The organism is Sedimentibacter hydroxybenzoicus DSM 7310 (assembly GCF_013403245.1).
In the GTDB taxonomy this organism is placed as follows: domain Bacteria; phylum Bacillota; class Clostridia; order Tissierellales; family Sedimentibacteraceae; genus Sedimentibacter; species Sedimentibacter hydroxybenzoicus.
Genome location: NZ_JACBNQ010000005.1, coordinates 41,113 through 54,901 on the forward strand (window position 1 = coordinate 41,113; position 13,789 = coordinate 54,901).

The 13,789-nt window shown below is 35.4% G+C and carries 15 protein-coding genes and 1 tRNA gene; 7 read left to right on the plus strand and 9 right to left on the minus strand.

What is annotated here, in order from left to right; all coding sequences use genetic code 11:
- Positions 1-144 precede the first annotated feature (144 nt).
- Positions 145-762, plus strand: coding sequence for a LexA family protein (locus HZF24_RS07040; RefSeq protein WP_179237589.1), 618 nt, complete (start codon positions 145-147; stop codon positions 760-762).
- 28 nt (positions 763-790) lie between these two features.
- Entirely contained in the window at positions 791-1,822 is a 1,032-nt protein-coding gene (locus HZF24_RS07045) for a tyrosine-type recombinase/integrase (RefSeq protein ID WP_179237590.1), read from the plus strand.
- A gap of 73 nt (positions 1,823-1,895) precedes the next feature.
- Here the strand turns inward: HZF24_RS07045 and HZF24_RS07050 are convergent.
- From HZF24_RS07050 to HZF24_RS07070, 5 genes are all read right to left on the minus strand, one after another.
- A tRNA-Leu gene (locus HZF24_RS07050) sits at positions 1,896-1,978 on the minus strand.
- Positions 1,979-2,036: 58 nt separating this feature from the next.
- Positions 2,037-2,915 carry a DNA-processing protein DprA gene (locus HZF24_RS07055; protein ID WP_179237591.1) on the minus strand — a complete coding sequence of 293 codons (879 nt, stop codon included), beginning with the start codon at positions 2,913-2,915 and terminating at the stop codon, positions 2,037-2,039.
- Positions 2,916-3,022: 107 nt separating this feature from the next.
- Positions 3,023-3,436, minus strand: coding sequence for a biotin/lipoyl-containing protein (locus HZF24_RS07060; protein ID WP_179237592.1), 414 nt, complete (start codon positions 3,434-3,436; stop codon positions 3,023-3,025).
- A 16-nt stretch (positions 3,437-3,452) separates the two neighbouring features.
- Positions 3,453-3,731, minus strand: a complete 279-nt coding sequence (locus HZF24_RS07065; RefSeq protein ID WP_179237593.1) for a hypothetical protein — start codon at positions 3,729-3,731, stop codon at positions 3,453-3,455.
- Positions 3,732-3,742: 11 nt separating this feature from the next.
- Entirely contained in the window at positions 3,743-5,290 is a 1,548-nt protein-coding gene (locus HZF24_RS07070; protein ID WP_179237594.1) for an acyl-CoA carboxylase subunit beta, read from the minus strand.
- A 157-nt stretch (positions 5,291-5,447) separates the two neighbouring features.
- Here HZF24_RS07070 and HZF24_RS07075 point away from each other — a divergent pair, with 157 nt between their 5' ends.
- From HZF24_RS07075 to HZF24_RS07095, 5 genes are all read left to right on the plus strand, one after another.
- Positions 5,448-5,906, plus strand: coding sequence for a carboxypeptidase-like regulatory domain-containing protein (locus HZF24_RS07075; protein ID WP_179237595.1), 459 nt, complete (start codon positions 5,448-5,450; stop codon positions 5,904-5,906).
- Between the two features lie 11 nt (positions 5,907-5,917).
- Positions 5,918-6,835 carry a peptidoglycan-binding domain-containing protein gene (locus HZF24_RS07080; RefSeq protein WP_179237596.1) on the plus strand — a complete coding sequence of 306 codons (918 nt, stop codon included), beginning with the start codon at positions 5,918-5,920 and terminating at the stop codon, positions 6,833-6,835.
- 12 nt (positions 6,836-6,847) lie between these two features.
- Positions 6,848-8,260 carry a peptidoglycan-binding protein gene (locus HZF24_RS07085; protein WP_179237597.1) on the plus strand — a complete coding sequence of 471 codons (1,413 nt, stop codon included), beginning with the start codon at positions 6,848-6,850 and terminating at the stop codon, positions 8,258-8,260.
- A gap of 101 nt (positions 8,261-8,361) precedes the next feature.
- Positions 8,362-10,233 carry a molecular chaperone HtpG gene (htpG, locus tag HZF24_RS07090; protein ID WP_179237598.1) on the plus strand — a complete coding sequence of 624 codons (1,872 nt, stop codon included), beginning with the start codon at positions 8,362-8,364 and terminating at the stop codon, positions 10,231-10,233.
- A 166-nt stretch (positions 10,234-10,399) separates the two neighbouring features.
- Positions 10,400-11,215, plus strand: coding sequence for an undecaprenyl-diphosphate phosphatase (locus HZF24_RS07095; protein WP_322790729.1), 816 nt, complete (start codon positions 10,400-10,402; stop codon positions 11,213-11,215).
- Between the two features lie 85 nt (positions 11,216-11,300).
- Here the strand turns inward: HZF24_RS07095 and HZF24_RS07100 are convergent, their stop codons facing one another.
- From HZF24_RS07100 to tsaE, 4 genes are read right to left on the minus strand one after another with little or no spacing between them, the layout of a single operon-like run.
- Positions 11,301-12,146, minus strand: a complete 846-nt coding sequence (locus HZF24_RS07100; protein WP_246345985.1) for a D-alanyl-D-alanine carboxypeptidase family protein — start codon at positions 12,144-12,146, stop codon at positions 11,301-11,303.
- Between the two features lie 12 nt (positions 12,147-12,158).
- The gene (rimI, locus tag HZF24_RS07105) at positions 12,159-12,593 is read right to left on the minus strand and encodes a ribosomal protein S18-alanine N-acetyltransferase (protein WP_179237599.1); all 435 of its coding nucleotides are present in this window, start codon (positions 12,591-12,593) and stop codon (positions 12,159-12,161) included.
- Between the two features lie 9 nt (positions 12,594-12,602).
- Positions 12,603-13,292 carry a tRNA (adenosine(37)-N6)-threonylcarbamoyltransferase complex dimerization subunit type 1 TsaB gene (gene tsaB / locus HZF24_RS07110; protein WP_179237600.1) on the minus strand — a complete coding sequence of 230 codons (690 nt, stop codon included), beginning with the start codon at positions 13,290-13,292 and terminating at the stop codon, positions 12,603-12,605.
- A complete protein-coding gene (tsaE, locus tag HZF24_RS07115) occupies positions 13,273-13,743 on the minus strand; it encodes a tRNA (adenosine(37)-N6)-threonylcarbamoyltransferase complex ATPase subunit type 1 TsaE (RefSeq protein WP_179237601.1) in 471 nt (156 codons plus the stop codon). The genes tsaB and tsaE overlap by 20 nt, the downstream gene beginning before the upstream one ends.
- Positions 13,744-13,789 lie beyond the last annotated feature (46 nt).

Below are 13,789 nucleotides of genomic sequence, written 5' to 3' on the forward strand. Positions count from 1 at the left end.
TTTTGTAACAACATAATACCAAATTAAAATAAGCATGTCAATACTTTTTGTAACATTTTTAAAATTATTTTATTTTTGTTATTGCATTTAGCAACAATATGTGTTAAGATGTTGTCATTCCAATAAATACATTAGGAGGAGAAAATGAAAATTAATGAAAATTTATTTCCGGAGAGGTTAAAAGAAGTAATGGAAGATAATAATTTAACTATTTATTCTGTCGGAGAAGCGCTAAATTTAAGCGCAGCAACCATATCTAGATATATGAACGGTTTAGTATCTCCTAAATTACCCGTTATTGAAACTCTTTCTTTGAAATATAATGTTAATCCTGTATGGTTGATGGGTATTAGTAATGAAAAATATTTAAATAGACCAAGTTTTATAAAAGTGCCTATCTTGGGTAAAATCGCTTGCGGACTACCACTTTTAGCTGAAGAAAACATAATTGACTATGAATTTGCTGAATATAGCGACAATGTAGATTTTGCGCTTATAGCACGAGGAGATAGCATGATAAATGCTCGCATATACGATGGCGATATAGTATTTATCCGGCGCCAAGATGATGTAAATGACGGTGAAATCGCAGCGGTGCTAATTGATGATGAAGCTACGTTAAAAAGAGTGTACAAGCTCAATGGCGACCTGTTGTTGAAGGCAGAAAACCCAATGCGTGAAGATATGCGAATTACAGCTAAGGATAGAAAGCAAGTAAAAATTCTTGGAAAAGCAGTTGCTTTTAAAAGCAGATTAATTTAGAGGTGGTTTTATGGCTAGTGTGCGAAAGATGAAAAATGGTAAATTTCAAGCTACCGTTTATATAGGCAGGGATTCAGACGGAAAGCAATTACGCAAATATATAACGGCTGACACAGAAAGAGAGTGCAAGGCAAAAGCTAGGAAATTGGAGACGGAGATAGACGAGGGTGTATTTGTAAATATAGAAAATAAAAAGGTCGGTAAGTATCTTGACGAATGGTTGGAGTTGCAAAAGAACTCTATAGCTCCCTCTACTTACTTATTATATAAAGGGTATATAAGAGCTCATTACAAGCCGGCTTTTGGTGATATAAAAATGTCAAAATTAAATGAACTACACATTCAGAAATTTAAAAATGACAAATTACAAGAGTTAGCGGTTAATACAGTTAGAAAGCTTTTATTTGTTCTTCGTAAAGCCTTGCAAGACGGAATGAAGAACAAAAATCCTGCTCGAGACATAGAAGTCCCGCAAAAAGAAAAAACTCGTTTTAGGCTTTTAACCGATGATGAGTTTAATATTATTCATAAAGAAGCTAAAAAGAATATATTTGATGAATGTATAATACTTTTAGCCGCATGGGGTGGATTGAGACGCGGTGAAATATTTGCATTAAAACCTAATGATTTATATTTGAAAGATAACTTTATTAGAGTTGATGAAGCTAGGTCAATATCTGAAAATGGGTATATTGATAAGGACCCTAAATCTGAAAACGGTTTTAGAGATGTTGTTATCCCTAAATACTTATCGGATTTATTGAGCCGATATATAAAACAAAAAGGTGAGATACCTGATAGATTATTTGATGTTCGTCCAGACCACTACACTCATAGATTTGCTACCCTCAAAGACCGCACATCTTTAAAAGGCGAAGATATGGTTTTCCAAGATTTAAGACATTATCAGGCAAGTTGGTTGTATAAAAACGGAATGCCTGACCAGTATTCAGCCGAAAGATTAGGGCACGATATTATAACAATGAAAAAAATATACCAGCACTTAGATAAGTCTATAAAGATTGAAAACGACAAGAAAGTTATTGAAATGTTTAAGTAAAAAATTTTGTGCGTTTTTTGTGCGGTTTTTGCATAAAATAGACACCTACCTAAAAGCGATAGATGCCTTGTCTTGGTGCGGATGAGAGGAGTCGAACCCCCACGGTATCCCGCTAGATCCTAAGTCTAGTGCGTCTGCCAATTCCGCCACATCCGCGAAATTTGCCGTCTTCGCCAACAGCAAGATTGATTATACTATATACATAAATACTTTGTCAAGCACCTTTTTCACATATTTTATTTTTAAATTCCACCAGCTTTTCAAAGCTGTCTATAATTTCTATATTATTATTTGATAATGATGTTTGTACAATATTTAAGTGGTTGCTTATCGTATAAGCAACAGGTTTATTGTAAGATGAGGCAAATCTGACCGTGTGAGATGTTCCGCCTTTTTGTCCTCCCTCAATAACTATAACTCCATCCGATATGGCTGCTATTATTCTGTTTCTGTCTATAAATGTATAGCTTTGTGACCTTAAGTTAGGAGGCAGTTCGGATACTATTGCACCTCCGCTTAAAATTATCCTGTTATACAATACTTTGTTTGCTTTTCGAGCATATAAATGACCGGAAGGAATTACCGCAACTGTCTTTCCGTTTGCCTGCAGGCAGCCGTAATGAGCGGCTTCGTCACAACCGGATGCCAGTCCGCTTACGATACAGCATTGTTCTTCTGTAAGCTTTTCTGCAAAAATAGAACTTATTTCGTAGCCTTGCTGAGAAGGATTTCTTGTTCCGACAATAGCAATATTATTATCCTGATTAAGCAGATTTTCATCACCATCAACATACAACAACAAAGGTTTATCTTCTATAATTCTTAATTTGCGAGGATATTCCTTGTCATATATTCCTATTATCTTCAATTTAGCCTTCTTACAGGACTCAATTACGCTTAAAGCTTCCTGTTCAATTTTGTTTATGTCAATATGTACTTTTCTTATCCCAATACTGTTCAGCAATTTTACAATTTCAGAAAAGTTATTTAATTTTAAGTTCTTGGAATATATGTAACTTAAAATTTTGCTGATTGATTTTCTCCCTAATCCGTCAATCAACTGCAGCTTGATAATATCCTCATTGCTAATCATTTTTTCCCCTTGTTATACTTGCTAAAGATAGTGTTTTACATTTTAACACATAATTAGACAAAAGAAAACTCTTCTTTTGAAAAGAAGAGTTAAGAAAATTTAATTATTTAGCCGATTGTTACAAGTGCATCTCCCGTGCTCACATTAGATGACTTAGTTGTGTGAATTTTATTAACAACTCCATCATTTGGTGCTACAATTTCATTTTCCATTTTCATTGCTTCTAATATTAAAACAACATCCCCTGCATTTATAGCTTGACCTTCCGTTACTTTAATATCTAAAATTGTTCCCGGCATAGGCGATGTTATTAATTCGCCTGTTGCTGGTCCTTCCGGTGATTTTACTGCTTTGGGAGCTGACTGAGCTGCCGGTGCCGGCTGTGTTGCCGGTTGTGGTTGAACTGCCGGTTGTGATACACTTTGTACCGGTTGGTAAGTAAAACCTCCCTGTCCTGCTCCGACTTCTTCTACCTCTACTGCATACAATTTGCCATTTACTGTGATGTTAAATTTCTTCATTTTTCCTCCGTTGCAATTATCTCATCAATTTCATCCTGCCCTTTAATGCCCATACTGAATCCAATCCATGTGTTCTGGTTATGTTTCTTACTATAAATTCACTCGTACTTTTCCCTAAAATGCATGATATTGCAGCTGTTATTGCAGCAACCGTTTCTTCTTCCTCATCCATTGAAGCAACTGCAGCCGCAATTACAGCAGTAATCTCATCTTCATTCGTAATTTCAGAATCAGTATTGACTATACTCAGCTCTTCTTCCTTATTTTTTCTGAACAAATTACTAAAAAAACTCACTTAATTTCCTCCTATAGAGGTATGTTGCCATGTTTCTTTTCAGGTCTCAAAACTCTCTTTCCTGCTAACATGTCAAAGGCACTTATTATTCTCTTTCTTGTTTCAGCCGGCTCTATAACTGCATCAACATAGCCTCTTGCTGCGGCAGTATATGGATTTGCTACCTTATTTCTATATTCAGCAATCATTTCGTTGCGTTTTACATTTTTATCTTCAGCTTCTTCTATTTCTTTCTTAAATATGATATTTGCGGCTCCTTCCGGTCCCATAACAGCTATTTCAGCCGTAGGCCATGCCAATACCATGTCAGCTCCTAATTCTTTGTTACACATTGCAATATATGAACCGCCGTATGCTTTTCTTGTTATTACAGTTACCTTTGGTACTGTTGCTTCTGAAAATGCATAAAGCATTTTTGCACCATGTCTTATAATTCCACCAAACTCCTGAGTTGTTCCCGGTAAAAATCCCGGTACGTCCATTAATGACAGCAATGGGATATTAAAAGCATCACAAGTTCTTATAAATCTTGCTGCTTTGTCAGATGCATTGATATCCAGACATCCGGCCAACACCTTAGGCTGACTTGCCACAACACCGATACTTGAACCGTTTAATCTCATAAAGCCGGTAATAATATTCATTGCATAGTATGGCTGATATTCTAAAAATTCACCGTTATCTGATAAATTTTGTATGATTTCCTTCATATCGTATGCTCTGTTCGGATTATCAGGCACTATTTCGTTTAAGGCTTCATCCATTCTGTTCAAGTCATCTGAGACAGTCTGTGAAGGAGTTAATTCTAAATTATTCTGAGGTAAAAAGCTTATTAACTTCTTTATGTGATTCATGCATTCTTCTTCCGAATCATCAACAAAATGCGCAACTCCGCTTATGCTGTTATGTGTCATAGCTCCACCCAACTTTTCGGGAGAAACCTTTTCACCTGTAACAGTTTCAATTACGTTTGGACCTGTTATAAACATTTTGCTTGTATTTTGGACCATAAATATAAAGTCAGTGATAGCCGGGGAATAAACAGCTCCGCCTGCACAAGGACCTAAAATTACTGAAATTTGGGGAATTACTCCTGAGCTGATCGTGTTGTTGTAAAATATTTTTCCGTATCCTGACAGCGCATCTACACCTTCTTGTATTCTTGCTCCACCCGAATCGTTTATTCCGATTATAGGTGCTCCGACTCTAAGTGCCATCTCTTGTGTCTTAGCAATTTTTGCAGCGTGCATTTCTCCTAAGGACCCACCAATCACAGTGAAATCCTGTGCGTATATGTAAACTAATCTTCCGTTAATTGTCCCGTATCCGGTAACTACACCTTCACCGGGAACCACCTTCTTTTCCATACCAAAGTTTACACATCTGTGTTCTACAAAGGCGTCTATTTCCACGAAGCTTTTTTCGTCAAGCAAGCTTAATATCCTTTCTCTTGCTGTTAACTTACCGCTTCCATGCTGTTTGTCGATTGCCTTTTGTCCTCCGCCTAATTTTACATTCTCAATTTTTTCTCTAAGCTCATTTAATTTTTCGTTTGGCAATTTTAAACCTCCTAAGTTGATTTACCATACCTATGTATATAAAATAATAAATTTTGCGAACAAAGTCAACATTTATATAAGTTTATTTTAATCATATTTTTTTTTAATGCATATATTGATTATTAAACAGGTTAAATAACTTGAGAGGTGTGTTGCTATGAATGTCAAAAATACAAAATCGTATAGAGTTAAAAATATGATATCAAAAAAATTAGAAATACCAACTCAACCTGAAGAAGATTCGGTAGGATATATTTCAACTGTAGTATATACTGCCTCGGGTGCGCTCCCTGTACCTGATGCGATAATTACTGTATACAATATAAATGAAACAGGTGAAGAAAATGTTTTATTTCATCTTGTTACGGACAGAAGCGGAAGCTCTCCCTTAATTACACTGCCTGTTATGCGTGGAGAAAGAGAATATGAATTTACAACATATAATATAAGGGTTCAGGCAATCGGTTATTATACCACAAATGTACTTGATGTAAGAGTTTTTCCTGATGTAACCACAACCTACAGAATAAATCTCATTCCTACAGCACGGGGGACAGACAATGAAAACGGTCAGACCGTCATAATTCCGCCTATACCGCTTGACATAACAAATTAAAGGAGAATGATATGAGTGTAAGAATATCCAATGTATCGCCAATTGTTGTAATTGATACGCCATTTCCGGGAGAGCTTCAATTAGGTGATATTAATGAACACGTACTTACTTTAAAGAATGAATTAAATGTAATTTCTGTTAATTATCCGGATATTCCAAGGTTGTATCCGGTAGATCAGGTATTTGATGAATCTACGGAAACAGCAGTAAGAAACTTCCAGAGTATTTTTCAATTGCCCGTTACAGGAACTGTAGGCAAAGCAACATGGTTTGAAATAAAAAGAATTTATGATGCAGTAAGGAGGTTGGCTTCTTCTTCTTCTGAAGTAATTATTCCAATAGAAATTTATCAGGAAAATATACCCGAGCCCGGAGCTAATGAAGTTTTTCCGACAATTCAGCTCGCACAATATTTTCTCAATGTTTTATCTGTATATTATGATGCGATACCAGCGGTAGATATTAACGGTATACTTGAGAATGAAACTCAATATTCAATACGTCAATTTCAGAGAGTAATGGGCTTGCCTGCTACCGGCTTGTTAGATGATGAAACATGGAATCTTATGTACAGTTACATATTGGGGATACTTGAAACATTGCCCTCCTCTGCTATATCTCTTCCTGCATTGTTATATCCCGGTGTAGTATTGACTGAGGGCTCTGAAGGTGCAAATGTATTTATAATGCAGCTTTTTCTGTCATATATATCATCAATAATACTAAGTATTCCTCCTGTAAATACAAGCGGATTATTTGATGCGCAAATGACAACTGCGGTAACAGAATTTCAGAGATTAAGTGGTATCGAACCCACCGGTATGATAGATGAAGAAACCTGGAGCGAAATTGTTGATGTTTATCGGCAAATGAGATTTTCGAGTTACAGACCGATAGGTCAATATCCAGGTACATTAATAGGAGAATAGCGAGGTTATTTTATGATTCAAGAATTAACTGATTTTAATCTTCCGGCTGATATGCTGCCTCATTTGATAGTTCCCTTTCCTGTAGAAATAACCGTACACTTAGGAGCACCGGACGATCCAAACGCTTTAAATGTAACTGTCCCCTATTTAGACTATATTAAAAACGTCGGGTCAAGTGAACTGTACCCCACATGGCCTGAAGAAGCAATCAGGGCTAATTTATATGCCATTAACTCTGTTGCCATGAACAGAATTTTTACAGAATGGTACAGAAGCAGAGGTTACGACTTTGATATTACCAGCTCAACCGCTTACGACCAGGCATACGTACACGGCAGAGGTATCTTTGATACCATAGCGAATATAGCAAATGAAATGTTTGACCAATATGTTGTTCAGGAAGGTCATATAGAGCCGCTGTTTACAACATTTTGCGATGGGAGAATTGCACAGTGCAACGGTATGGCTCAGTGGGGAACAGTCGAGTTAGCTAATCAGGGATACGACGCTTTAGATATCCTTAGATATTATTATGGAGATAATATCAGAATAGAGCAAAGTGCAGCACCCGGTGTAATCGTAGGAACTTATCCAGGAAGACCTTTAACTATTGGTGATTCCGGAATTACGGTTTTCAGAATGCAGCATTCATTAAACAGAATATCGGATAATTATCCCGCTATACCTAAAATTACTATAACCGGATACTATGATGATCAAACTGCAAATGCTGTAAGAGTTTTTCAGGAGGTGTTTGGTTTGCCTGCTACCGGAATAGTGGATGAAGAAACCTGGTACTATATAAGACGTATCTATATAGCCGTAACGCGCCTGGGCGAATTAACCTCAGAAGGACTTTTGATACGCGATTTAATAGAACTGTATTCATCAATTATTTTGGAAGGAGGAAACAGACCTGTAGTAGTTTTAATTCAATATTTTTTAGATTTGCTATCGATATTTTATCCGACGATTCCAGCCGTACAAATAGACGGTTATTATGGGCCGGAAACAACAGAAGCGGTCAAAGCATTTCAAACACTCATGGGATTTCCACCTTCAGGAATCGTTGACCAGCAAACATGGAATGCATTGTACGGTACAGCTTACGGAATTTTGATAAATTTACCGATTGAGGAAATATATTTACCGAGCATAAACTTTTTGGGATTAGAATACAGTGAAGGTATGGGAAGATATTATCCCGGGATATTCATATTGGAAGTTATGCTTTCATATTTATCTACGCAATTCCCGGATATACCGCCTATTGAAGCAGAAGGAATCTTTGATGTCAATACCAGAAATGCTGTTATTGCATTTCAAAATATGGAAGATCTTACTCCTACAGGTGTAGTTGACGAAAATACATGGAATGCATTGGTAAATGTTTATCAAAGCTTACGAAACAATAGCACGGCATAAACTAATGTCATTTAGCTCTTGACAAATTAAGGTCCTTTGTTAAAATAGATTTAGCACTCATAACTTCAGAGTGCTAATACGTTTTAGGGAAGGATGATAAAATGGCTAAAAAACAATTCAAATCTGAATCTAAAAGATTGTTGGATTTAATGATCAATTCAATTTACACGCATAAGGAAATATTTCTTAGGGAACTTATTTCAAATGCAAGCGATGCTATAGATAAAAGCTATTACAAATCACTTACAGATAACGGCATCGAATTTAACAAGGATGATTTTTACATAAGAATTACCGTTAATGAGGATGAAAGAATTTTAAAAATATCCGATACGGGAATAGGAATGACAAGGGAAGAACTTGATTCTAACCTTGGAATTATTGCAAAAAGCGGTTCACTTGATTTTAAGGAAAACAATGAAATCAAGGATGGTGTCGATATAATCGGACAATTCGGAGTAGGCTTTTATTCTGCATTTATGGTTGCTGAAAAGGTAACGGTTATCAGTAAACCAATGGGGAGCAGCGAAGCATATAAATGGGTTTCTACAGGTGCTGACGGCTATACAATAACCCCTTGTGAAAAAGAAGAAGCAGGTACCGACATTATAATTAATGTAAAGCAAAATACAGAAGACATTGATTATGATGAATTCCTTGATGAATATCATATCAAATCTTTAGTTAAAAAATATTCTAATTTCATTAAGTATCCTATAAAAATGATGGTTAAGAAAAGAAGATTAAAGGAAGGAACCGAAAACGAATATGAAAATTATCAGGAAGATGAAACATTAAACAGCATGGTTCCTATCTGGAGAAGAAATAAGAGCGAATTAAAACCTGAGGATTATGAAAATTTCTATAAAGAAAAACATTTTGGTTTTGAAAAACCTTTAAAATATACACACATCAGTGCCGAAGGATTAGTTAGTTACAATGCAATACTATATATACCTTCAAGAACTCCTTTTGATTTCTACACAAAAGAATTCGAAAAAGGGCTTGAACTTTATTCCAACGGTGTGTTGATAATGAACAAGTGCGGAGATTTGCTTCCTGATTATTTCAGCTTTGTACAAGGCTTGGTTGATTCCGCAGATTTATCTTTGAATATATCAAGAGAAATATTGCAGCATGACAAACAGCTTCAATTTATAGCAAAAAATATAAAAAACAAAATAAAAGGTGAGCTGTTATCACTTTTAAATGACGAAAGAGAAACATACGAAGAATTCTTCCGCAATTTTGGAAAGACACTAAAATTCGGCTTATACAGCGAATGGGGAGCTAATAAGGAAGACCTTCAGGATTTAGTTATGTTCTATTCATCAACGGAAAAAAAATTAGTTACACTTGATGAATATGTATCCCGCATGAAGGAAGACCAAAGATATATTTACTATGCAACAGGTGAAAATGTAAACACTCTGTCAAAATTACCGCAGAGCGAGCTTTTATCAGATAAAGGATACGAAATATTGTACTTTACAGATGAAATTGATGAATTCGCCATAAAGGTTCTTATGAACTACAAGGATAAGGAATTCAAAAATACTTCAAGCTCAGATTTGGATATAAAAACTGATGAAGAAGAAAAGCAGGATGATGAAAATAAAGATATATTCAATTTCATGAAGGAAGCTTTATCAGGTAAAATAAAAGAAGTAAAAGCATCTAAAAGGTTAAAAACTCACCCTGTATGCCTTGCGACAGAAGGTGAATTATCTATCGAAATGGAAAAGATTTTGAAATCAATGCCCGACAGTACAGGAAAAGACATAAGTGCAGAAAAAATACTTGAAATAAATACAGGGCATCAAATGTTTGAAAAGATCAAAAATGCATACGACAATGATAAAGAGAAATTAAAGAAGTTGTCTAATGTATTGTATAATCAGGCTTTATTGATTGAAGGACTTCAAATAGAAGACCCGGTACAATACGCTAATGATATTTATGATTTAATGTAGTAAAAACAGCTGAATAATTGATAAAGACGTGAGGGCACAATATGCCCTCTTAATAATTGTTCTCCAATTGCGGAAAATTAAAATTTGTTTAATTTTTCATGTACTTCTTGAATAAACATTATAATATTGATATACTGAATATTATTTGTTTGGAGGTATTATTTTGATTGTTTTTATAGAAATAATAAAGGCGATTATACTGGGAATTGTGCAGGGTATTACCGAATGGTTGCCTATAAGCAGTACCGGCCACATGATTTTGGTTGATGAATTCATTAAAATGAGATTCTCAGATATATTTGTAAACACTTTTTTAGTAGTAATTCAGTTCGGCTCAATTTTAGCCGTAATCACACTGTATTTTACTAAGCTTAACCCTTTTGCGAAGCAAAAGACGTCACAACAAAAAAGAGATACATTTTCTCTTTGGTTTAAAGTAATTGTTGCTATTATACCTTCAGGAGTAGTAGGCGTTCTATATGATGACTTGATTTTCGATCTTTTTTACAATCCTGTTACGGTAGCACTTGCTCTGGTTGTCTACGGAGTAATAATGGTTGTTATTGAAGCCGGAAGAAAAAGGTCAAGAATAAATCATTTCAATGATATGTCCTATTTAAAAGCATTTTCCATAGGGATTTTTCAATGCCTTGCATTAATTCCGGGAACTTCACGTTCAGGTTCAACCATAATAGGTGCTATGCTGCTCGGAACATCCAAATTTGTTGCTACCGAGTTTTCATTTTTTATGGCAGTTCCGACAATGTTAGGCGCAAGCGCGATTAAGCTTTTAAAGGCGGGCTTTGCATTTTCGGGATTTGAATGGATGGTTTTAGGAATAGGCTCATTGGTTGCATACATAGTTTCAATCTTTGCAATTAAATTCTTGATGGATTACATAAGAAAGCATGATTTCAAAGCATTCGGTTATTACAGAATCGTATTGGGATTTTTGGTATTAGGATATTTTTATCTGTTATAACGAGTACAAAAAAGAGATTCTTCGTTATTGCCTATGATGACACAATTCATGTCATTCAAAGAGTGTACCCGAAGAATCTCATTTTTTATTCAAAATACTCTTCTAAAGTCAAACCTGACTCATAAACCTCTTTTGCTAACTCAGTTCCTAAATATCTTATATGCCACGGCTCATACATATATCCTGTTACATCCTCTTTACCCTTGGGATATCTGATTATAAAGCCAAATCTGTATGCATTTTCGGCAACCCATTTTCCTTCATCGGTCTCTCCGAATGTCTCATCTAACTGAAAGTTCATGACTTCGCAGGTTATATCCATCGCCAAACCGGTCTGATGCTCGCTTTGACCTGCCTTAGCACTGAATTTATCCGCAGCCGCTTTTCCCCAATTGGCTACATACGAATTGTATAACGATTCTTGTGTACCATATGAACGGTATCCTGAACGCGCGTACAATTCATAATCTGCCTCTTCTTTTGCTGCCTTAAACAGTTCAATTAACGCATTGTATGCCACTTCCCTAAGCTGATTAATTTCAGGATTCTCCAACACGGTAGGAACCTCAGTTAATTTAACTAAGTCCTGCGGCACATACGTTTTTGAAAGAGTTCTTTTTTTATTTACTAATACATCATAAACCTCAGGGCTCTCAATTAAAATCAAATTGTCATTATCAATATTAACAGGTTCTTCCGGTATATCTTCATCCGGACCCTCTGATATTGGATTTTCGGTTGGATCTTCTGTAGGATTTTCCTCTGCCGGATCTTCATCCTTTGGTCTTTCAACAACAGGATCGTCATTTTCCGGATCCTTTTCATTATTAATTTTTCCTTCTATCAAAAAAATTGCTCCAAACAAAACTATTAATAAACTTGTAACTGTTATTATTGCCTTTTTCATCTTGCGTCTGTTTTTTCTTTTCATTTTATCTCCGTCCTATATTCTTTTCCACATTATGATCGCATCTTCGATAGGTGCCTGATAATATCTCGGTCTTTTCCCATGCTCTAAAAATCCGAATTTTTTATATAAATTAATTGCAGGTATATTGGACTCTCTGACTTCAAGAGTCATTTGGGTAATTTCGGAGCACTTACATATTTCGATCATTTTATTAATCAGGTGCGTGGCTACTCCCTTTTTTCTGTACTGAGGAAGTACTGCTACATTTGTTATATGGCACTCATCAAGTATGCGCCACATACCCATGTACCCCATAACAACCCCGTTTTCTTCAGCACATTGGTAATAAGCTAATTTATTGTCTAATTCCCTTTCGTATGATTCTCTTGACCAAGGCAATGAAAAACACGTTTTTTCTATCTCGGTTATTTGATCTAAATCGTCACGTTTAATTCCTCTAACAAGCATAAACCCTCCTTATTTTTTATTCCTCTCGGCTTGGGATAATCTTAAATATTGAGGTTTGAAATCAAAAGCATCAGATAATTCACCTCTCAATGCTTTATTATATGCTAAATATGATAAGGTTGAAGCACGTAAATTATTAAATACTCCCGGAGCAAAATATATTTCTTTATTAAGCTTTTCCTCAATTATGTCTTTATAGTTAACCGACCCGTCTCCGTTGAATATAATAGGATTATTATATTCATTAAGGATTTCAATTAATTCATCTATGTTGCAAGGAAATTGTTCCTTCACTCCGACCAAATTTCCTTTTCCCCATTTATATATGCCCGTATAAATACGTCCTGCCTTTGCATCCATTATAGGAACGATTAACTTATCAATATCATATATATTACCGGCTAAAGCTTTTATTGTGGGAATATTTGCTATAGGTATGTTTGCTGCAAAGCTTAAGCTCTTTGCTATTGAGGCACCGATCCTAAGACCTGTATACGAGCCCGGTCCTTCAGATATTGCTATAACATCAATATCCTTAATATTTAACTCCAATTCCTCCATTAATTTTTCTATTAACGGCATTAACTTTTCTGAATGTGTTTTTTTATGATTTAATGATACCTCTCCTAATAAATCAGCTCCCTCTGAAACTGCACAGGATGCAGTTATAGAGCTTGATTCAATTGCAAGTATTTTCATAACTATTCAACTCCCCAACTAATTTATCATAGGCTTTCCCACTACCGTCAACATACAGCACGCGTCTGACGTCATCGATTCTTTTTATGTATATGTTAATTCTTTCTTCCGGCAAAATTTCTTCAATTTTTTTAGACCATTCAATAACAGTTACACCCTCAGAATAAATATATTCTTCATAACCTAAATCATACATATCATCTGTTGAGTCCAACCTGTATACATCCATGTGATAAAAAGGTAATTTTCCTTCATATTCCTTTATTATTGTGAATGTGGGGCTCGTTATATACTCTTTGACACCGAATTCTTTCGCAATAAACTGTGTCAGGGCAGTTTTTCCCACACCCAAATCACCGTCTAAGCATAGAACATCTCCTTCGTCTAAGCATCTGCCTATAATCTTTCCTAATTGTTCTGTATCCTTTAAACTGTTTACCGTTATTTCCATAGTAATTTTTTCTGCTCTCCTCACTCATCAATTGCTTATCCATTGC